The sequence below is a fragment of the Streptomyces sp. NPDC036764 genome (assembly GCF_055609385.1).
On the sequence record NZ_JBVJPT010000016.1, the window covers coordinates 122,419 to 142,290 of the forward strand.

The window sequence follows — 19,872 nt, forward strand, 5'->3', positions numbered from 1 at the left end:
GCCCTCACTCGATCGTCAGGAACCGCTGCACCAACGAGGCCAGCAGCACCGCGAGCAGCGGCAGCGAGAACCAGAAGCTGCTCTGGAGCCAGCGCAACTGCCGCACGCTCGGCGCCATCGCCACCCGGACGATCTCGCGGGCCATCAGCAGCACGATCAGCGCCACCGCCGCGAGCCCGCCGACCACCGACCACGGCGTCCAGGTCACCTGTGGCCCGATCGGCCCGGGATCGGCCTTCGGCACCGCACCCGCCGGCTGCTTGCGCAGCGCGTACATCGTCACGTCGGCGTTGACGAAGACCTTCCGCAGCTCCTGGCGCTTGTCCAGGTTCTGCAGCAGCCGGGTCTCCCAGCTCGCCGAATAGCCCACGTCCAGTTGGAGATAGGTGACCTGACCCCGGTTGATCATCAGATACGAGTTCGGGCCCGCGTCCTTCAGCGCCTTCACCAGGCCCGACACCAGCACCGGGTCGACCGGCGCCTGCGTCGGCAGGTAGGAGACCTTCTCCATGTCACGCGAGCCCCACGGCATCGCCGGTGTCACGTCGTTGACCGGGTCGCTGCTCAGCCACAGCAGCCTCAGGCTCGGATCGTCATGGGCATACACGTACTCCATGGCGGCGACCTCGCCGGGCCGGACCCGCTCGAACGGCTCGTTGCCCCAGCGGGCCACCAGGAAGCCGCCCATCAGCACCAGGCCCGCCATCAGCGCGGCCAGCGGGGCGAGGCTCACCCGGTCCTTGTCGCGCTCCTTGGCGGTGACGCCGGTGCGCGGGAAGAACGCGAGACCCGTCAGCAGCGCCGCGCCGGGCAGGGCGAACATGAAGACCCGCAGGGCCATCTCACCGCCGTACGACTGCATCCCGAAGCCCAGGAACGGCACGAAGGTGAGGACCAGCAGCGAGCGCTCCCGGTAGTGGTGGAAGCGCCGGCGCCACCAGCCCCAGCAGGCGAACGCCATCACACCGCCGGCCAGCAGCACGCGGACGTACAGCACCAGCTTGTGGGTCGAACTGCCGCCTTCGATACGACCGGACACCGACGACGACACATTGGAGCCGACGCCGCCGACCCCGCCGAAGAGCTCGTCGAAGTGCCCGGACCAGTACGGCTCGGCCATGAAGCCGATCCACACCGTCACGATGACGCCGAACAGGATGGGCAGGCCGCGCAGTTCGGACCTGCCGATCAGGACGAGCGCGGTCAGCACGCCCAGCATCACGAACGGCGTGAGCTGGTGGGCCGGAACGCTCGCCGCGAACAGCCCGGTCACGACCATCAGCAGCACGGCCCGCTGCCGCCGGTCCGTCGGCTCGACCTCCAGCTCGCCGGGCCGCCGCTTGGTCCAGATCACGCGTGGCGCGCGGAACCAGACCAGCAGGATCGCCGCGAACACCAGGTACAGCAGATAGGTGAAGCCCTGCGGCGAGAAGTAGTCCTGGCCCACCCAGCCGCTGAGCACGAACACCCAGATGCCGGTCCACTTGGCCCGCCAGCTCGCCCGCATGTGGCGCACCAGCAGGAACATCGGCACCAGATACAGCAGTTGCACGGCCAGCGGCCACCAGCGGATGACCTCGGTCAGGTCGCTGACCCCGCAGGCCTTCGCGGTGAACGCGGCCACCGCGAAGAAGCCCGGCCAGCTCCAGCGCGCGTCCAGGTCGGGCACGGCCGACCCGGTGCGGTCGATGTAGTCGAGGAAGCCCAGGTGCTGCCAGGCCGTCGCGAACCGCGGCTCGGTCTCGATCAGGGCGGGCAGGGCGTGCAGCGACACGACCGTCGCGAGCAGGGTGACCAGCAGCAGCGCCCGGTGCTCGCGGCCCAGCCACAGCAGCGACGCGAACGTCACCGCGAGCAGCGCCGCCCCGAGCAGCGTCGGCGGCGGCAGCACCGAGATGAGCCCGAGCCCGCCCATGCCGTCCAGGTCGCTCTCGCCCAGCCGCAGCGCGGGCACCCAGTACAGCAGCAGCGCGGCGATCAGCAGACAGCCGAGGATCACCCCGAGACGGGTCGGCAGCAGCCGTTCGCGCCAGGTGAGCACGGGCGCGTCGGGCTGCCGTACGGGCTCTTCGTGCATGGGCGGCTCTTCCCGTACGGCAGCCTCCTGCCGTACGACGGCCTCCTCGGGTACGGCGGCCTCCTCGCGCTCCTCCGGTTCGGCCGCCTCGCCCTTGCCCGCGTCGAACTCGTCCTCGAACGGGGCGTCCACCTCGGCGGACTCCGTCGGCGCCGGGCGCTCCTCCACGGGCAGACCGAACTCCGGTGTGCGGGCCCAGGTCGGCCGGTGCTCCGGCCGGATCCGCTGCGTGCCCGTGGGCGGCGTCCCGGGTCCCGGGCGGACGTCGGGCCGGCGTTCCAGGTGGTCGAAGTCGACATGGATGCCGAGCGCGAGGGTGTCGTTGTCCAGTGCCCAGGCGGGGCCCCGCTTGCGCGCCCCCTCGGGAACCTCGCGAGCCCCCAGGTCGGCGAGGTCGCCGTCGGGAGCCGCGTCCTCGGGAACCTCGGCCGAGGACGCCCGCACGGTCCGGTACAGCTTGGGTGCGGCGATCGCGACGATCACCGACAGGGAGGCGATCTCGGCGACGCCGGCGCCGGTCAGGCCCATGCGCGGGAGCAGCAGCAGCGTCAGGCCGAGCACCAGGGTGCACAACAGGCCCTGGAGCCACGCCAGTCCGGCGGTGCGGCTCTGGGCACGCAGAACCGCGAAGTACGTCTCCATGACGACCCGCAGCAGCCCGCCGACCGCGAACCAGCGCAGCAGCGGGGTCGCCGCGTCCGCGTAGCCCGGGCCGAAGACGCCCAGGATCCAAGGCGCCCCGAAGAACAGGATCGCGCCGACCGGAAGCATGATCCGCGCCATGCGCTTGAGCGCCGCACGGGTGTTGGCGGCCAGCCTGCTGGGATCGTGCGCGCCCTCGACCGTGAGGGACGCGCCCATGTTGATGGCGAGCAGGTTGACGGTGCCGCCGATCGTGGCCGTGATGTAGAAGTAGGCGTTGTCCTCGGAGGAGACCTGCGCGGCCACGATCACGGGGATGAGGTAGACCACGGCCAGCGAGAACAGCGAGCCGGTGTAGTCGCCCGCCAGGAACCTCCCGATCTCCCTCAGGGACGGCGGATCGGTGTGGTCCTCGGTGGCCTTCACATGGCGCGGCACCAGCCGCCGGAACACCAGCCAGCCCAGCGGCAGCACCGACACCGCGATGGCCGCGACCCACGACACGAAGACACCGGCGGTCGGGATCGCCACCGCGAACGCCACCAGCAGACCCAGCTTCACCGCGGAGAACACGGTGTTGCCGACCGGCACCCACACCGCGTGGCGCAGCCCGGTCAGCACCCCGTCCTGGAGTGTGAGCAGGTTCCAGGCAACGACGGCCAGGACGAAGAACAGCCCGGTCAGCGGCCCGTTCAGGAACCGGTACGACGGCCCCCACAGATCCAGCGTCAGCAGGAAGACGCCCGCGGCCAGCGCCACGATCACACAACTGCCCGCGTACGTCTGGAAGATGAGCCTGCCGCTCCTGCGTCCCGCCACCGGGATGAAGCGCGCCAGCGCGCCCGTCAGCGCCACCGCGGTCAGACCCGCGAGGAACTTCATCGCGGCGATGGCGGCGGACCCCTGGCCGACCGCGGACTCGGAGTAGTAGCGGGCGGCGGCCAGCCAGTAACCGAGCCCCAGCACCGCGGAGACACCGGTGTTGATCATCAGGGCGTAGGCGTTGCGGAAGAGCTGGCTGCCCCCGGAGGACCTGCCCATGCCGGGCAGGCGAAGGCGGCGCCCCGACTGCTCGGGCGCCGTCGCGTCGGTCGATGCGGGCTCGGTCGTGGTCGTCGTGTCAGACACGGGAACGGATGGCCTTCCGGCGGACCTGTCGGGCTCTGCGGACCACTGCGTACCCCTTGGTGAGGGCGCGGTCCCTGGCGAAGGTGCGGGCGATCGTGCGGCCCTCGACCATCCGCCGGAACTCCTCGATGCCGGTGGTGCGGCGCACGGTGAGGCGGGTGAGCGCGTACGGCCCCTGCCGGCGCCGCGCGAGCCCGTTGTTGACGGCGAGTGCCTGGGCGTACCCGGTCTCGCGCACCGCCTCGCGCACCCGGCGGCTGGAGTAGCCGTACGGATAGGCGAACGAGGCCGGGACGGTGCCGAGCAGGTCCGAGATGATCTCCTTGCACAGGATCAGCTCGGAGCGCAGCCTGCCGTCCGGGAGCTGGTCGAGCTGCGGATGCGTGTGGCTGTGGCCGCCGATCTCGACGTCCGCCCCGGCGAGTTCGCGGACCTGGTCCCAGTCGAGCATGGTGTCCAGGCCGCCGCCCATGTCGTGCGGGCCCTTCAGCCAGCCCGTGGAGACGAACACCGTGGCCGCGAAGCCGTGCTTGGCGAGCACGGGCAGCGCGTGCCGGTGCACGCCCTCGTAGCCGTCGTCGAAGGTGATCAGCACGGGCCGCTCGGGCAGCGGTTTGCCGGAGCGCCAGCGTTCCGCGAGGTCGGCCGTCCGCACGGGTGTGAGACCGAGATCGCCGATCGCCGCCATCTGCTCCGCGAATGCCTCCGGCGCCACCGACAGTTCGCGGGTGGCGTCGTTCGGCGAGGTGGAGACGGCGTGGTACATCAGGATCGGCACACGCGCGTCGGTCATCTGCTGCCCCCCTCTGCTCCCGGTTCGACGACCGCTTCCCCCTCGATCCCCGCCACCGAGTACGTGACGCCGCCCCGGCGCACGCGGACACTCCCGACCACGTACCCACCTGCCGCCGTCAGCACCCCCGCGACAATGGCGCCCGCCCGGCCCGCACCGCCCCGCCGGGCCAGCACGGCATCGCGCAGCCCGCGCGCCACTCCGGCCGGCAGGACCCGGGTGGTGTACCGGCGCTCGGACTCAAGTCCCTTGTCGGCTCCGACACTTCGGGCCACGAGTGCCTTGGACAGGCCCTCCGCGTAGGTACGGGTGCGGAAGTACCGGAAGTGCTCGCGCGGTTCGGGCACCCGGTGGTGGATCACCGCCCGGTCGTCGATCAGCAGCACCGCATCTGGCCTGGCCCGGGTGAGCCGGATGCACAGCTCCGTCTCCTCGCAGCCCAGCGGCAGCCGGTCGCCGTCGCGTCCGATGCCGGTGGCGAAACCGCCCGCGAAGTCGAACGCCGTGCGCCGGAAGGAGGCGTTGCCGCCGAGGACGTTGCGCACCTTGACCCGCCCGTGCGGCAGACCCCGGTAGGTGCAGCCGACGACCCAGTCGAACTCCTCCGGGAACCAGTCAGGGCGGCGCCCCGACGCCCAGATCGGCTCGGTGCGTCCGCCGACCGCCATCACGCGCGGGTCGGCGTACCCCGCCGCGAAGTGCCGCAGCCAGTCGCGCTCGGCCACCGCGTCGTCGTCGAGGAACGCCACGACCTCGCCGTACGAGGCGGCGATGCCGGTGTTGCGGCCGGCGGACAGACCGCGGGGGCCCGCGTTGGCGAGCACCCGCACATCGGTCGCTTCCTTGTACTCCTTGGTCAGCCGGTCCAGGAGCGCCGCGTTGTGGTCGACGACCAGCAGCGTCTCCAGGGCCGGATACGCCTGCGCCCGCACCGAGGCGACCGCCGCGAGGATGTCCTCCCAGCGGTCCTCGGTGTACACGCAGATCACGACGGAGATGTCGGGACCGCTCAAGACGCCTCTCCCCGAACCGAGTGAACCGGGCGAGCCGGCTGGACCGACGGCACCGAGTCGAGCGTCGGGGAGTGCGCCGCGGCGGTGCGGCGGCGCAGGGCACGCCGGTTGGAGCGCTCCCGCAGGATCACCTTGAGCACCCTCAGCCCGTCCCGCACGGCCCGCAGATTGCTCGTGCCGTGGATGCGGAGGTACTCGTGGCTGGGTATCTCCTGCACCTTCAGGCCCGCCTTGACGACCCGGATGTTCATCAGGGTCTCCACCTCGAAGCCGGTGCAGTCGAGTTCGATCTTGTCCAGGCAGTGCCGCCAGAACGCGTTGTAGCCGTAGCACAGGTCGGTGTAGCGGGCGCCGAACTTGCGGTTGACGGCCGTGCACAGCGCCCAGTTGCCGAGCTTGCGGATCGGCGTCATGTCGTCGGTGCCGCCGCCGTTGGCGAAGCGGGACCCCTTGGCGAAGTCCGCGCCCGAGACCAGGGCGGAGACGTAGCTGACGATCTCCTGGCCGTCGGCCGAGCCGTCGGCGTCCACCATCACGATGATGTCGCCGGTGGCCGCCTCGAACCCGGTGATCAGGGCATCCCCCTTGCCCCTGCCGCGCTGGCGCACGACCTTCACGTCGGGCCACAGCTCACGGGCCACTTCGACGGTGTTGTCGGTGGAGTTGCCGTCCACCAGGACCACTTCGTGAATCCAGTCCGGAAGTGTCTTGAAGACGTACGGCAGATTCTCCGCCTCGTTCATGGCCGGGATCACCACGCTCACCGGTGGCGCGATGGCCAGGTGTGAGGAGATGGGCCGGTATTTGCCGACCGGTGACGGATCTTGGTCCGCGACCGCCGGGCGCAGCACAGAACTCATGAGTCAGGTCCCTCTCGTCCGGTGGACCGCCCGCCCCTGGGCGGCCCGGCTATGTGTCCGGTTCGAAAGGGGGGTTCTTCTCACTCACGGCACGGAGGAACGGATCCCCGTACGCGTGTGGTGAGCTGGCATTTCTGGCCGACCACCGGAAGAGCGGCAGCCGGTCGCGCGGCACGACTCGGTCGCAAGTGCGGACACCTTCACCGAGCACCCCCCTACCACGCCCCGCGCCGGGACCGTCGCGGTCCTTGAGCCCTCCCCTAGAGCCGCTGCCGACCGTCCGATGCGGGTGAGATGTACGACGGTATTGACGATTGAGCCTGTATGGCAAGAGCTGGAACGAGCCCTCACGTTTTTGTTGGTTTTGACCGGAGTTAGCTGCGTCCGGAGCGGATCTTCCCCATGCGTTTGAGGAGCCGGTCCGCCGGTTCGAAGAGCTCCGGCCGGGTCTGCACGGTGTTGCGCAGCGCCCGGACCGGGGCACGGCGTGCCCGGTGTCCGAACGCGACCGGGTGACGCCTGGTCACCCACCCCTCGGACACCGTCAGCTCGCGTGTCTTCAGGGAGTCCTTGTACTCCTTCTGGCCCCGGCCGAGATCGAGATACGCGATCCCGTCGGCGGCGGCCGCCTCGGCCATGCGCAGGTGCAGGACCAGGCCCGGCGAGTACTTCGAGTACGCCGGGTCGTACGCCGGGAACCAGCAGGCCAGCACCCGTTCGGTACGCAGCCCGAAGTGCGCGGCGATCGGCTTGCCGCCGGCGTACAGCACCGAAAGGATCCCCGCGAATGGCTCCGAGCGGGTGTGGAACAACTGCTCCACCAGCAGCGTGATCCACGCGTGCGCGAAGCGGTCGCTGCGCCCGGTCCTGCGGTACTGCGCCGACTTCCAGGCCATCAGTGTGCGCAGCGCCGCCGGATCGCGCTCGTCGTGCACGTACCGCACGCCGTCGTGGTCCCGGCCGAGCTTGCGCTCCTTGGCGAGCGTGGTCCGGGTGAACTTCGGTGACCGCTCCCGGAGTTGGGTCAGATACGCCTCGTACCCCTGGTCGACGTCCATGACCGGGGACGGGAACGTGCCGGTGGCCTCCGTCTCGAACGCCGCCTGGCCCTCCACCAGGTGGTCGAACTCCCATACGGCGAGCCCGCACGCCTTCAGCAGATCCCGGGCCTCCCAGGTGAACCCGGGCCGGTGCACCACGCCCTGGGCGTCCGAGACGCCGAGGCCGATGGCCCTGCCCACGCCGGACGCCGTGCGCTGGAACGGCAGGAACGCGGCCGGCTCGCCGCCCTCCCGTACGACCGCGATCCGCACTCCGCGCCGGCAGCGGCCGACCGCGAGCGCGAACTCGGGCGACAGGAAGGGGTTGGCGAGCTCGGGCGAGCCCTGGAGATGGGCCTTGGACTGCATCGATGTCCATGCCGCCCGGTCGGCGGAGCTGAGCTCCCCGGGGCGGTACACGCTGATGTCCACGTCAGTCAGTCCGCCTTCGCGTCGTACGGCCGCGCAGCCGCCGCAGCAGAACCAGCAGGAGAATCAGGGCGCTGATCGCGGTCACGGCCATGATTCCGCCGCGTACCGACCACCGGTGCACGGCGAGCATGCCCTGGGTCACCAGCATGTTGACGACGACCGCGCCTGCAACCGAGGCCACGGTCCGGCCGAACGGTTCCAGCCCGCGCAGCGCGGCGGCGATGGCCGTGGCCGGCGCCGCGAGCAGGAAGAACACAGTGAAGGGTCCGCGCAGCGGCGAGCCCGAGTCGACCAGCGCGAGAACCGCGCCGATCACCCCCACGGTCGTCGCGGCGCCCGCGAGCAGCGGCGTCAGGTCCCTCCCCGGACCTGGTCGCGCACGCTCGGCGTCCTGAGACGAGTCTGTCTCGATACGTGCCTTGATACGTAAGGTCTGCATTGGCGACTTTGCCCCCTGAAGCGCCGGATGCCGGGCTTCAATGTGGCTCAGTGCCGTGTCGGTCGTCAAGATGCGAACGGCCTCTTGACGCCTGTTCGTTTCCGGCTCGCGTGCACGCGGCCCCCGCAGGCGTGGGGCCTGCGGGGACCGGTGGTTCAGGTGGTGCTCAGGTGTGTCACGGCACGAGCTTCAGCAGGCGGTTCGGGGAGCCGCTGCCGGGGCTGGTGACCACGTTCGCGGTGGCCCCGCTGGTGAGCGCGGAGGCCACCGCGGCCGGGGTGGCCGAGGTGTGGCTCGCCAGGTAGACCGCGGCCGCGCCCGCGACGTGCGGGGTGGCCATCGACGTACCGGAGATGGTGTTCGTCGCGGTGTCGCTGGTGTACCAGCCCGCCGTGATCGAGGAGCCGGGCGCGAAGATGTCGAGCACCGAGCCGTAGTTCGAGTAGCTGGCCCGCGCGTCCGTGCTGGTGGTGGCGCCGACGGTGATCGCCTCGGTGACCCGGGCGGGGGAGTACGAGGAGGCGTTGGCGCTGCTGTTGCCGGCCGCGACGGCGTAGGTCACGCCGCTGGCGATGGAGTTGCGCACGGCCGTGTCCAGCGTGGTGGAGGCGCCGCCGCCGAGCGACAGGTTGGCGACCGAGGGACCGGAGTGGTTGTTGGTCACCCAGTCGATGCCCGCGATCACACCCGCGGTGGTGCCGGAGCCCGAGTTGTCGAGCACGCGCACCGCCACGATCTTCGCCTTCTTGGCGACGCCGTAGGTGCTGCCCGCGATCGTGGTGGCCACATGGGTGCCGTGGCCGTTGCCGTCGGAGGCGGTGGTGTCGCCGTCGACGGCGTCGTAGCCGTAGCTGGCACGGCCGCTGATCTGCTGGTGGGTGATGCGCACGCCGGTGTCGATGACGTACGCCGTCACGCCGCTGCCCGCGCTGTCCGGGTAGGTGTAGGTGCCCGAGAGCGGGAGCGAGCTCTGGTCGATGCGGTCCAGGCCCCAGGGGGCGTTGGACTGCGTGGTGTCGGCCAGCCGGACGCGCTGGTTCTGCTCGACGGAGGCCACGGCCGGGTCGGCGGCGAGTTGTCTGGCCTCGGCCGCGGAGAGGGTGGCGGTGTAGCCGTTCAGCGCCTTGGTGAAGGTCTTCTTCACCGTGCCGCCGTACTCCTCGACCAGGTCCTTGCCGGCGGCCGAGGAGGCCTTGAGGCCCGCGCTCTTGTCGAGCGTGACGATGTAGCTGTCCTTGATCGCTGTGGGGGAGCCGGCGGCCAGGACCTTGCCCTCGGCCGGGGCGGCCTGGGCGGGCAGGGCGGTGAGTCCGCCGACGAGGGCGGCGGTCGCCAGGCTGGTTATCGCGGCGAGCCGGACCTTGTTGCTACGCAGTTGTGCCATTACGAGGGAGTCCTCCTCTAGGCGGCGCGCGCCCGGGTGGGGCGCACGTCTGTGGGGGGTGCGCGCGTGATCGCGGGCACGGCCTCGGAACGTCGCGTTCCCGTTCCCAAGCCGAGGTAAAGGATCTGTGGTCCGGCGGTGACGGACAAGGGAGTTGACGGTCTGTCAACAAGCCTGTCATGAACACGAAATCAAAGTCATGGGCGACTCACAGGTCGAGAGTCGCGATGCCCGGAAAAGTCTTGGCATGGACACTTCCCGTCAACACGCGTAGTTGGTACGACGGTTATGGCAGAGATCCTGCTATAGGGAGGTTCCATGAGACGTTCCCGACTTTCCGTATACGTCGCCTCACTCCTCCTCGCCGTCGGCACCGCCCTCACCGGGGCAGCCACCGCGCAGGCCACCGACACCGCCGCGATCGGCGGGTACGTGGCGCTCGGCGACTCCTACTCCTCGGGCCTCGGCTCGGGCAGCTACATCAGCTCCAGCGGCGACTGCAAGCGCAGCACGAAGGCGTACCCCTACCTGTGGGCCGCCGCGAATTCACCCTCGTCGTTCGACTTCACGGCCTGCTCGGGCGCTCAAACGGGTGATGTGACCGCCAGTCAACTCGGCCCGCTCAGCTCCGCCACCGCACTGGTGTCCATCTCGATCGGCGGCAACGACGCCGGTTTCGCGGACATCATGACGACCTGTGTGCTCCAGTCCGACAGCGCCTGCGTCTCACGCATCAACACCGCCAAGGCGTTCGTCGACTCGACACTGCCCGGCCGGCTCGACACCGTGTACTCGGCCATCCGGGCCAAGGCCCCGTCCGCCCATGTGGTCGTGCTCGGCTACCCGCGCTTCTACAAGCTGGGCGCGTCCGGGTGCCTAGGCCTGTCCGAGACCAAGCGCAAGGCGCTCAACGAGGCCGCCGACCACATCGACGCGGCCACCGAGAAGCGCGCCCTGGACCACGGGTTCGCCTTCGGCGACGTACGGACCACCTTCACCGGGCACGAGCTCTGCTCCGGCAGCTCGTGGATGCACTCCGTCAACTGGCTCAACATCCCCGAGTCGTACCACCCGACGGCCGCGGGCCAGTCGGGTGGCTATCTCCCGGTCCTGAACAGCGCGGCCTGAGAACCCCGCCGAGCCGGCATCCTACGATTCCGGCGACTCGGTAGGCGTTGGCGAGACCCCGCCCGTCGGGGTCTCCGTCTCACATGTCACCGAGAACGGCACCGAGTTGGACTTCGTCTTCACCGGGTCGCGGACCTCGACACTGATCTGGTTCTCGATGGTCCCGCTGTCGTCGTACGTCGTCACGAACGCCCGGTCCTGCTTCGTGCGCCCGCCGCCCTCCGGGAAGGACAGGGTCTTCCAGCCCTGGTCCATCACCTTGCCGTCCTCGGACACCCAGCGATAGGTGACCTCGGCCGGCAGCCGCCCCACCGTGAACGAAGCCGTGAAGCCGGGCGCCTCACCGCTCGGCGGCGGACACGCCCCGGAGTACTCCAGGTTCGAGCCCGTCAGCGCCACCTGCACCGTCTGTGGCGCCGGCGCGCTGGTACGGCTCTCGCTCGGACTCGGCGACGGACTGTCCTCCTCGCTCGAGCCGCCCTCGTCCTCCGTCTCCTTCTGCGAGGTCCCGCCGTCGACCTGGCTGGTGGTGTCGCCGTCACCGGCGTTCCCGTCGCCGCCCCCACGGTTGAGGAGGGCGTACGTCAGCCCCGCCACGGCCAGCGCGAGGACGGCGATGCCCGCGATCAGGGTGAGGGCGGCACGGCGGTTGCGGTCGGGCCGTACGGGGGCCGTCGCCGGGCCGGGAGTCACGGGCCGGGTCGGCCCGGGCGCGGGGACCGGGGCCGTCGGGGCGGTCTGCGACGGTGCCGGGAACGCCGCGACGGTCGGGGTGTACGGGGACGCCCGCACGGTGCCCGCGCTCGGCGTGCCTCCCGCGCCGACGATCCGCAGATCCTGCTCCGCCTGCCCGGCCGGCAACCGCTCGGCCGGGTCCTTGCGCAGCAGCCCCTCGATGACGGGGGTCAGCGGACCGGCCCGGTGCGGCGGGGGCAGCTCGTCGTCGACGATCGCGCGCAGGGTGCTCAGCGGGGTGTTCTGCCGGAACGGGGAGTTGCCCTCCACCGCCGCGTACAGCAGCACACCGAGGGACCACAGGTCGGACTCAGGGCCCGGTGTGCGGCCCAGTGCCCGCTCCGGGGCGAGGAACTCGGGGGAGCCGATCACCTCGCCGGTCATCGTCAGCGCCGAGCTGCCCTCGACCATCGCGATACCGAAGTCGGTCAGCACCACCCGGCCGTCGTTCGACAGCAGCACGTTGGCCGGTTTCACATCCCGGTGCAGCACTCCGGCGTCGTGCGCGGCCCGCAGCGCGGACAGCACCTCGGCGCCGATGTGCGCGGCACGCTGCGGACTCAACGGGCCCTCGGTATCGAGCAGCTCGGCCAGCGAGATGCCGCGGACCAGCTCCATCACGATCCAGGGCCGGCCGTCCTGCGTCGCCACGTCGTACACCGTGACGACATTGCGGTTGGCGACCCGCGCCGCCGCCCACGCCTCGCGTTCCAGCCGGGCGTACATCCGTTCGACCTCCGACGTCGCCAGCCCGGCCGGCGCGCGCACCTCCTTGACGGCCACCTCGCGGTGCAGCACCTCGTCGCGGGCCCGCCACACGGTGCCCATGCCGCCCTCGCCGAGCGGGGACAGGAGGCGGTAGCGGCCCGCGATCACACGTTCACTGCCGTGTTCTTCGGACACGGGCGTCCCCCATTCGCATCCGTGCGAAATCTCCACTCCGTGCGGTTTCTTCCCAAAAGTAGCTCAGCCGAGTACGGATGTTGCCCCCTTGAACACCAATCCGGCCCCGAGCAGCACGACGAGGAGCGCGGACGCCAGTGGGGCCGTCCTGCGCAGGAAGGTCGTGGCCGGGTGCGCGGTCCAGCGGGGGCGTTTGTCCAGTACCCGGGTGACACCGGTACCCAGCTTGACGACGGCGAACCCGGCCGCGGTGAGGGTCAGGGCGAGCCCGACGCCGTACGCCACAACGAGCAGCAGCCCGAACCACGCCTTGCCGAGCGCCGCCGCGCCGACGAGCACGACGACCGCGGAGGGACTGGGCACCAGGCCACCGGCGAAGCCGAGGAGGATCGTGCCGCGGAGGGTGGGGGCGGTGGAGTGGGTGTGGGTGAAGCCGCCGTGGGAGTGCGTGAGCAGGCCGTGTTCGTGGGTGTGCTCGGGTGCGGGGTGGGCGTGGGGGTGCTCGTGGTCGTGCGGGTGGCTGTGGGCTTGGTGGTGTGCGGGCGCGTGTGAGTGGGCGTGGGTCTGGGGGGATCCGGGGTTCTCCGCCGGGGCGCGGGTGTGTGCGGCGACCAGGACCGGCTGGCGCTCGGGGATGTGGTCGTGGTCGTGGTGATCGTGAGCGTGGCCGTGGTCGTCACCGTGCGGATGGTCGTGATCATGCGAGTGCCCGTGCCCGTGCCCGTGCCCGTGCCCGTGCCCGTGCCCGTGCCCGTGCCCGTGCCCGTAGCCGTGTTGGCGGATGTGCCAGGCGCGGCGTACGAGGTTCGCGCCCGCCGCGAGCACCAGGGCGCCGCTCGCCATGCCCAGCCAGGTGATCACCGAGGGCGCGGCGGCCGAGCCGGCCGTGATCAGCAGGCCCAGGGCGACCACGCCCAGGGTGTGGGTGACCGTCACCGAGGCGGCCAGGGGCATGACGTCCTTCAGGCGTGCCCGGCCGCCGCGCGCCGTCGCGACCGCGGCCATGATGGTCTTGCCGTGGCCGGGCGCGAGGGCGTGCATCGCGCCCAGGAAGACCGCGATGACCAGGGCGAGCGCGGCGAAGCCGAGGGTGAGTTCGTGCCGGGAGACCAGGTCGTCCAGGGCACGCGTCCAGCGGTCGGCACCGCGCGGCAGGACCGAGGCGGCGGGGGCGTCCTGTTCGGACTCGGCGAGGGCGGGGCCGCCGGGACGCACGCGCAGCGAGGCGGTCGCGGTGTCGGCCGGGGAGGACAGCAACTCCTCCGGGTACTTGGTCAGTTCGCCGGACACCGACTCCTTCGGCACATCCGACGAGGTGAGCGTCATACGGTCACCGCGCGCCGTGATCTCCCGCCAGCCCGGGCCGGATTCCGCGCCCGCGCTGCGGAAACCGAGGGCGACGGTCGCGCCCTCGGAGACCGGCGCCGAGAGCCGGCACTCCACCCGGAGCGTGTCGAGGCCCGCCTGACCGGGCCGCACGCGTGCGTGGCTGCTCTTCAGCGTCAGACCGACCGCACGGCCGTCCACGGTGACCTCGCTGCCCCGTGCGGCGCTCTCGCAGCGCTGCCGGGCCCACGCCGCCATGCCCGCCTTCTCGATGTCGGGCTTCGCCTGGGTCGCCGGGATCTCGGCGAGGTCCTCGACGTGGTGGACGCGCAGTTCGCCGGGGGCGACGACAAGGCCGTCGTAGCGGTTGACGGTGAAGTTGCCGAGGGGGTGCGCGCTCGCGGGAGGGGAGGCGAACAGCGCGAGCGCGCAGGCCGCCGTGAGGACGGCGGCGCCGGAGGCGAACAGACGACGGGGAGTCACTTGGCCGCCTCCAGGTCCTTGAGTGCCGTACGGGCCTCCCGCGCACCCAGCGGCGAGAAGCCGGGGTTCAGCTTCAGCGCGGCCTCCAGGTGCTCGCGGGCGTCCTCGGCGTTGCCCGTGGCGTGCTCGATGACGCCTCGGTGGTAGAGGAACGCGGCGTTGCGGTAGCCGGTGGCCGTGGCCTTGCGGGCGTACGGGAGGGCCTCGTCGTCCTTGGCGTTGACGTGCAGCGCCCAGGCGAGGGCGTCCGCGGTGTGCACGGTCTGCCGGCGGTCCCACTCGGCTCGGGCGGCGCGCAGGGCGGACGCCTTGTCGCCGTGGTCGGCCGCCGCGAGGGCCGTGTCGAGGTCGGCGTTGACGCCGTTGGCGCGGGCGAGGGCCGTCCAGGCGTCGACGAGGGCGTACTGGTCGTCGGCCTTGACCTTGTCGCCGGCCGACTCGTACAGCTCGCCGAGTTCCACCAGCGGGCCCGGCAGGGGGTAGCGGGAGACGACGTCCTTCAGGCCCTTGAGTGCGTCGGCCCCCTCGCCGCTCGCGGCCTGTGCGCGGGCACGGCCCTCCAGCGCGGGGACGTAGTTCTCGTCGGCGGCGAGGGCTCGGGCGTAGTGCGTGAGCGCCTTGTCGTAGTCGCCCTGGTTCCAGGCGAGCTGGCCGAGCTGGGTGGCCACGTACGCGAGGTCGCCGGGGGAGACGGCGGAGGAGAGCGCCTGTTGCAGCACGCGCTCGGCCGTGCGGACGTCGCCGCGCAGTTCGCGTACGTACGCGTACCGCGTGAAGACCGGGATGCCCGGGCGGCGGTCGTCGGCGGTGTCGGCGGCCTTGGCTGCGTCGGCGTAGCGGCCGAGCTCGACGAGGGCGTCGACACGCGTGCACAGGGCACGTTCGCTGTAGGGGTTCACCTTCAGGGCCTGGTCGGCGTATTTCAGGGCGTCCTCGAAGTCGTGCCGGGCGGCGGCGAGGGCGGCTCGGCCGGCGAGGGCCTGGTCGTTGTCCCCGGACAGGGCGAGCGAGTGCTTGAACGCCTGCTCTGCCTGGGGGTAGCGGGAGGGGTCGCCCTTGGTGCGGGCCTGTTCGACGTAGGCGAGGCCGAGGGTCGACCAGCCGCCGAAGTCCTTGGGCTGGTCGCGCAGGTGGGCCTGGAGGGAGGCGATGCCGGTGTCCAGGTCGCCGGTCGCGAGCAGGCCGGGGGAGACGGCGGCGGAGGCGGGGGCGACGCTTTGGCCGGTGTCGTCGCGGGCGGCGCCGAGGGCGATGGAGCCGGCGGTGAGGGCCACGGCCAACAGCGCCGCGCATCCGGCGAGATGCAGTGCCCGATGACGCCGTCCGGCGGCGGCGAAGCGCCGCAGCGCGGCGACACGGTTCTCGCCCGCGCCGCCCTTACCCGTCCCGCCCTCCAGGGGCGCTGCCCCTTCGACCCCGCCAGGGGGTTCCGCCCCCTGGACCCCCATCGGCCTGAACGGCCCCGTCCTCGAACGCCGGACGGGCTGGGTTGCCTGGACCGGCGTCGAGAGGTCGCGCCCGCTCTCCTCGTTCTCCGGAGCGTTGTCGTTCGTACGCGGGGCCATGCCTCTCCTCAATCGGCTTTCCAACAAAGGTCGTTGCCACGTGCGACGGCGCGGCCCGCGCCGTGGGGGATGAGTACTTCGCGGGCCGCGCCAGTCAGTGGGGCGTTCGGCGACGCCCTCAGGGGTGCGGGGAACTGCGCTGCCGTTCCCCGCACCCCGCGGAGCGCCTAGTACGCCCGGTCCCGCATCCGGCGCCACCACATCAGGGCCCCGCCGATGAGGAGGATGCCCAGGGCGCCGGCACCGGCCGAGCCGGCGATCAGGGCCATGTTGTCGGTGCCGCCGGAGGCGCCGGCCGGCTGGAGGGCGTCGCCGAGCTGGCTGCGGACGTCCGTGCCGCCGTCGGTGCCCTTGGCGAGCGGACCGCGCGAACCCTCGGTCGGCAGGGCGACGTACGGGAAGGCCTTCTCGAAGTCCTTGTCGTTCTTGTCGACCGCGTCACCGAGGTCGTTCTTGGCGCCCAGCAGCTCACCCTCGACGACCTGGAGGGAGGCGTCGATCACGTCGTCGCTGAGACGGCGGCCGTTGGGGAAGCCCGCGTTGTCACCGTCGAGGACACCGAGACGCTTGGGTTCCGCCGTCGGCTTGATCGACGTGTTCAGGCGCAGTTCCTCCGCCGGGCGCACGTGCGGCGGCTGGTTGAGGCCCTTGACGCCCTTGAGGAAGACGTCGACCAGGTCGTTGCGCGGCTCGGCGGGCGCCGGGATCTTGTAGATCGCCTCGATGAGCTTGGGCAGCTCGGGGTTGGTGACGTTCTTCAGGAACTGGGCGTCCTCCCAGGGCGCGGACGCGTTGAACTTGTCCTTGTCCTTGATCGGGTTGACGACCTCGTTGACCAGCGGGCTGCCCAGGCGCGAGACCTGCTCGTAGTAGCCCTTGGCGTTCTGCCGCTGCGTCGTCGACCAGATGCCGACGATCGGCTGGTCCGCCGACTCGGCGATCATGTGCGTCGGGACCTGGAGGGCTATGGAGTTGACGTTGTAGCCCTTGAGCGTGTCGTTGCCGACCTCGGAGAGGTTCCCGCCGTACAGCAGGTCGAAGACGCGCAGGTCCAGGAAGAACGGGTCGTCGGCCTGGCCGGCGAACGTCGTCGTGCCACCGTGCAGCTCGTGCACGGCCTGCTCGCGCAGCTTGGCGTAGTCCGGCATCGACGCCTTGCCGACGTTGGAGGGCGCCACCGGAACATCGTTGGCGATCTTCGTCTTCGACACGAGCTTCTGGTTCTTGAGCTTGATCAGCTCGACGTCGTACGTCTGCGTGATGTTGAGGTCCGGGTCGTCCAGACTCTCGACCGGACCCGTGTTGTACAGGAAGGTCTTCTTGTTCTTGACGTGCGTGTCGAAGGTGAACCGGTACAGCAGCTCGCCCTGCGCGTCACCGTTGTTGTCGATGTGGAGGTCGTACTGCGCGTCCTCCGCGAAGGGGAAGAAGTTCGGTCCGCCGGCCGGTTCCTCGAACGGGATCCAGTTCGCGACGATCGTCGTCGTGTCCGGCTTGTCCGGGCTGACGAACGCGTACACGTCCGTGTTGTCGTACTGCGGGGTCCCCGAGATGAGCGGGGCCTCCCGGTGACTGGAGGCGGAGGCCGCCCCCGGTTCCAGCGCGGCGACGCCGGCGGCTGCGAGCCCCCCGGCGGCCAGCGCACCACATACGAGGGTCGCGAGGCCCTTGCGTCCCGCACCGCTCCTGGAATTAGGTGTCATGCCGTCCGTCCTCAGTGCCAACTTGCCTGACGCACCGGGATTCGGAGCGGGGGGCGGGGCGGATTGGTCGATCTCGAAAACAAATTTTTCGGCTGCTCGACCCGCTTTTTCGGTCCGTTGATCCGTAACCCCATCCGGAGGTGTGTTCGTTGCGAATACCTCGTGGGACAAGGCGGCCGAGATGCGGTCTGGCTGGAGGGGGAGACGAGTTGGAGGCGGACGAGCTGCTGGTGCTCGTGGCGGGCGGTGACCAGAAGGCCTTCGAGGAGCTGTACGGCCTGGTCTCCGGCCCGGTGTTCGGGCTCGTGCGGCGTGTGGTGCGCGATCCCGCCCAGTCCGAGGAGGTGGCGCAGGAGGTGCTGCTCGAACTGTGGCGGTCCGCGGCGAAGTTCGACCCGGGCCGGGGCAGCGCCCTGTCCTGGGTCCTCACCCTCGCCCACCGCCGCGCCGTCGACCGGGTGCGCAGCGCCCGCGCGGCAGGCGAGCGCGAGCAGCGCGAGGCCCTGCGCGCGAACCACCCCGCCTTCGACCACGTGGCCGAGGAGGTCGAGGCCGGACTCGAACGCGAGTGGGTGCGCCGCTGCCTGGAGCGCCTGACCGCCCTGCAGCGCCAGTCGGTCACCCTCGCCTATTACGACGGCTACACATACCGTGAAGTGGCCGAGCGGCTCTCCCTGCCGCTCGGCACGGTCAAGACCCGGATGCGCGACGGACTCACCCAACTGCGCAAGTGCCTGGGAGGTGTCGCGTGAGCTTCGTCGACCGCCTGATGCGCCGCGAGGACCTCCACTCCCTCGCCGCGCCCTACGCCCTCGACGCCCTGGAGCCCGGCGAGCGGCTCCGTTTCGAGAAGCACCTGAGGACCTGCGACGGCTGCGCCGCCGAGGTGCGCGCCCTGTCCGAGGACGCGGTGCGCCTCGCCTGGTCGACGGCCGCCGCGCCGCCGGCCGCGATGCGCGACCGGGTCCTGGCCGCCGTACGCGCCACTCCGCAGGAGTCCGCCGGGCGGGAGTCGGTGCACGCGCGTGCGACACAGTTGCCGCCGCATGTGTGGGGCGCCCAGCCGCCGCCGCGAACCCGTGCGCCCAGGACGCGCCCCTTGTTCGTGCCGTTCGCCACGGCCACCGCCGCCGCGGCCCTCGTCGTCGCCTCCCTCTTCGCCGTCCAGGCGAACGAGACGCAGGATCGGCTGGACGCCCAGCAGGCGCGGGCGAGTGAGATCGCTAACGTTCTGGGGGCGCCCGACGCCCGGGCGACCGCCGGCGAGGACGCCGAGGGCCGGACGATCGGAGTGGTGGCCTCCGCATCAAAGGGGCGCGCCGTCGTCACTCTGAGCGGATACGGTGATCTGCCGAGCGGCCGAGTGCACCAGCTCTGGCTCATGCGCCCCGATGTGCAACCGCGCTCCCTCGGGCTTTTCGACGACGACACGCCCTTGGTCGCGTCCGGTCTCGACAAGTCGGCGACGTCACTGGCTGTGACCGTCGAACCCGACGGAGGATCACCGCAGCCCACCAGCCAGCCGGTTGTCCAACTCGCCCTGAAATCGGTTGGATTCGGAGAGTAACCGGGGGCGAGTCGTCAACACCCTTACGGGGAAGGTGAATCCTGTGACCGCGATACACGAGTGCCCCGCCGGGGCGATAGGGTTAACCTGCCCGGGCCGGGTGGACTCGTACGGGTGGGGAGTGACATGGATCAGATAACAGTGCGCAGCAGGGCCAGGGTCCCTGCGATCACCTGCGGGAGCAGCGCGACCAGTTCGCGTCTCGACCGCCATCTCTCGGTGCTGGCGGGTCCCGCCGTGCCGCAGCGGGAGGCGGCCGAGGCGACTTCGCTGATGCTTGAGCTGACCACGCGTGACACCACGCACGAGCGCAGCGACCGTGGTGCGCGGGTCCGTCGGGTCTCGCTCTTCGCCCCGCTGCGCCGGCTCCGGCGTTCGCTGTTCGGCGGGCGCTGAGCCGAACCGGCGTTCCTCGCGCGACCTACGAGGCCCGCGCCCGGTGGCACATCCGTCCCGGCACCGCGCTGTCGCCGCCGTCATCCCCACGGCAAGCAGCGGTGTCCCGGAGTGCCATCCGAGCGCGGGCACATCCCCCCGGTCCACCCGCCTCGTTCACCGGCCCGCGTCCTGTGCGCAACGCTTCTGCCGAGCACGGACGTTGACGAAGCGGTCCCCCCGGTCCCCCGAACCCCGGTCCCCCCGAACCCCCGGTCT

At 71.1% G+C, this 19,872-nt stretch carries 15 protein-coding genes; 4 read left to right on the forward strand and 11 right to left on the reverse strand.

What is annotated here, in order from left to right; translation table 11 throughout:
• Window positions 1-4: 4 nt before the first annotated feature.
• The 7 genes from ACZ69Q_RS38900 to ACZ69Q_RS38930 all read right to left on the reverse strand — a co-directional run bounded on the left by ACZ69Q_RS38900 (window position 5) and on the right by ACZ69Q_RS38930 (window position 9,808).
• Window positions 5-3,847, reverse strand: coding sequence for a lipopolysaccharide biosynthesis protein (locus ACZ69Q_RS38900; protein WP_471051761.1), 3,843 nt, complete (start codon window positions 3,845-3,847; stop codon window positions 5-7).
• A complete protein-coding gene (locus tag ACZ69Q_RS38905; protein ID WP_471051763.1) occupies window positions 3,840-4,640 on the reverse strand; it encodes a polysaccharide deacetylase family protein in 801 nt (266 codons plus the stop codon). Before ACZ69Q_RS38905 ends, ACZ69Q_RS38900 begins: the two co-directional genes overlap by 8 nt.
• Window positions 4,637-5,653 (reverse strand): glycosyltransferase family 2 protein, encoded by a 1,017-nt coding sequence (locus tag ACZ69Q_RS38910; protein ID WP_471051766.1) that lies wholly within the window; start codon window positions 5,651-5,653, stop codon window positions 4,637-4,639. The genes ACZ69Q_RS38905 and ACZ69Q_RS38910 overlap by 4 nt, the downstream gene beginning before the upstream one ends.
• Complete coding sequence (locus ACZ69Q_RS38915; RefSeq protein ID WP_471051769.1) at window positions 5,650-6,513, reverse strand: glycosyltransferase family 2 protein; 864 nt, start codon at window positions 6,511-6,513, stop codon at window positions 5,650-5,652. The genes ACZ69Q_RS38910 and ACZ69Q_RS38915 overlap by 4 nt, the downstream gene beginning before the upstream one ends.
• A gap of 374 nt (window positions 6,514-6,887) precedes the next feature.
• Window positions 6,888-7,985 carry a GNAT family N-acetyltransferase gene (locus tag ACZ69Q_RS38920; protein WP_471051772.1) on the reverse strand — a complete coding sequence of 366 codons (1,098 nt, stop codon included), beginning with the start codon at window positions 7,983-7,985 and terminating at the stop codon, window positions 6,888-6,890.
• A gap of 1 nt (window position 7,986) precedes the next feature.
• Window positions 7,987-8,493, reverse strand: coding sequence for a hypothetical protein (locus ACZ69Q_RS38925; protein WP_471051775.1), 507 nt, complete (start codon window positions 8,491-8,493; stop codon window positions 7,987-7,989).
• A gap of 106 nt (window positions 8,494-8,599) precedes the next feature.
• A complete protein-coding gene (locus ACZ69Q_RS38930) occupies window positions 8,600-9,808 on the reverse strand; it encodes a S8 family peptidase (RefSeq protein ID WP_471051778.1) in 1,209 nt (402 codons plus the stop codon).
• Window positions 9,809-10,126: 318 nt separating this feature from the next.
• On the opposite strand from ACZ69Q_RS38930, the gene ACZ69Q_RS38935 reads away from it, so the two are divergent.
• Window positions 10,127-10,936: an SGNH/GDSL hydrolase family protein gene (locus ACZ69Q_RS38935; RefSeq protein WP_471051781.1), complete on the forward strand. Its 810-nt coding sequence runs from the start codon at window positions 10,127-10,129 to the stop codon at window positions 10,934-10,936.
• Between the two features lie 21 nt (window positions 10,937-10,957).
• On the opposite strand, the gene ACZ69Q_RS38940 is transcribed toward ACZ69Q_RS38935, so the two are convergent.
• The 4 genes from ACZ69Q_RS38940 to ACZ69Q_RS38955 all read right to left on the reverse strand — a co-directional run bounded on the left by ACZ69Q_RS38940 (window position 10,958) and on the right by ACZ69Q_RS38955 (window position 17,651).
• A complete protein-coding gene (locus tag ACZ69Q_RS38940) occupies window positions 10,958-12,574 on the reverse strand; it encodes a serine/threonine-protein kinase (RefSeq protein WP_471051784.1) in 1,617 nt (538 codons plus the stop codon).
• Window positions 12,575-12,637: 63 nt separating this feature from the next.
• The gene (locus tag ACZ69Q_RS38945; RefSeq protein ID WP_471051786.1) at window positions 12,638-14,383 is read right to left on the reverse strand and encodes a nickel transporter; all 1,746 of its coding nucleotides are present in this window, start codon (window positions 14,381-14,383) and stop codon (window positions 12,638-12,640) included.
• On the reverse strand, window positions 14,380-15,948 hold the full coding sequence (locus ACZ69Q_RS38950; protein WP_471051787.1) for a tetratricopeptide repeat protein: 1,569 nt from the start codon (window positions 15,946-15,948) through the stop codon (window positions 14,380-14,382). The genes ACZ69Q_RS38945 and ACZ69Q_RS38950 overlap by 4 nt, the downstream gene beginning before the upstream one ends.
• 167 nt (window positions 15,949-16,115) lie before the next feature.
• Window positions 16,116-17,651, reverse strand: coding sequence for a DUF4331 domain-containing protein (locus ACZ69Q_RS38955; protein ID WP_471051789.1), 1,536 nt, complete (start codon window positions 17,649-17,651; stop codon window positions 16,116-16,118).
• 209 nt (window positions 17,652-17,860) lie between these two features.
• Between ACZ69Q_RS38955 and ACZ69Q_RS38960 the strand changes: the two genes are divergently transcribed.
• The 3 genes from ACZ69Q_RS38960 (at window position 17,861) to ACZ69Q_RS38970 (ending at window position 19,614) form a co-directional block, all read left to right on the forward strand.
• A complete protein-coding gene (locus ACZ69Q_RS38960) occupies window positions 17,861-18,403 on the forward strand; it encodes a sigma-70 family RNA polymerase sigma factor (protein WP_093745449.1) in 543 nt (180 codons plus the stop codon).
• 17 nt (window positions 18,404-18,420) lie between these two features.
• On the forward strand, window positions 18,421-19,218 hold the full coding sequence (locus ACZ69Q_RS38965) for an anti-sigma factor (RefSeq protein WP_471052090.1): 798 nt from the start codon (window positions 18,421-18,423) through the stop codon (window positions 19,216-19,218).
• A gap of 126 nt (window positions 19,219-19,344) precedes the next feature.
• On the forward strand, window positions 19,345-19,614 hold the full coding sequence (locus tag ACZ69Q_RS38970) for a hypothetical protein (protein ID WP_471051792.1): 270 nt from the start codon (window positions 19,345-19,347) through the stop codon (window positions 19,612-19,614).
• Window positions 19,615-19,872: the final 258 nt, after the last annotated feature.

Excerpts from the sequence above, each read along its gene's own strand:
- ACZ69Q_RS38905 (WP_471051763.1), bottom strand. The coding sequence starts at position 4,640 with ATGACCGACGCGCGTGTGCCGATCCTGATGTACCACGCCGTCTCCACC.
- ACZ69Q_RS38915 (WP_471051769.1), bottom strand. The coding sequence starts at position 6,513 with ATGAGTTCTGTGCTGCGCCCGGCGGTCGCGGACCAAGATCCGTCACCG.
- ACZ69Q_RS38930 (WP_471051778.1), bottom strand. The coding sequence starts at position 9,808 with ATGGCACAACTGCGTAGCAACAAGGTCCGGCTCGCCGCGATAACCAGC.
- ACZ69Q_RS38935 (WP_471051781.1), top strand. The coding sequence starts at position 10,127 with ATGAGACGTTCCCGACTTTCCGTATACGTCGCCTCACTCCTCCTCGCC.
- ACZ69Q_RS38950 (WP_471051787.1), bottom strand. The coding sequence starts at position 15,948 with ATGGCCCCGCGTACGAACGACAACGCTCCGGAGAACGAGGAGAGCGGG.
- ACZ69Q_RS38955 (WP_471051789.1), bottom strand. The coding sequence starts at position 17,651 with ATGACACCTAATTCCAGGAGCGGTGCGGGACGCAAGGGCCTCGCGACC.
- ACZ69Q_RS38965 (WP_471052090.1), top strand. The coding sequence starts at position 18,421 with ATGCGCCGCGAGGACCTCCACTCCCTCGCCGCGCCCTACGCCCTCGAC.
- ACZ69Q_RS38970 (WP_471051792.1), top strand. The coding sequence starts at position 19,345 with ATGGATCAGATAACAGTGCGCAGCAGGGCCAGGGTCCCTGCGATCACC.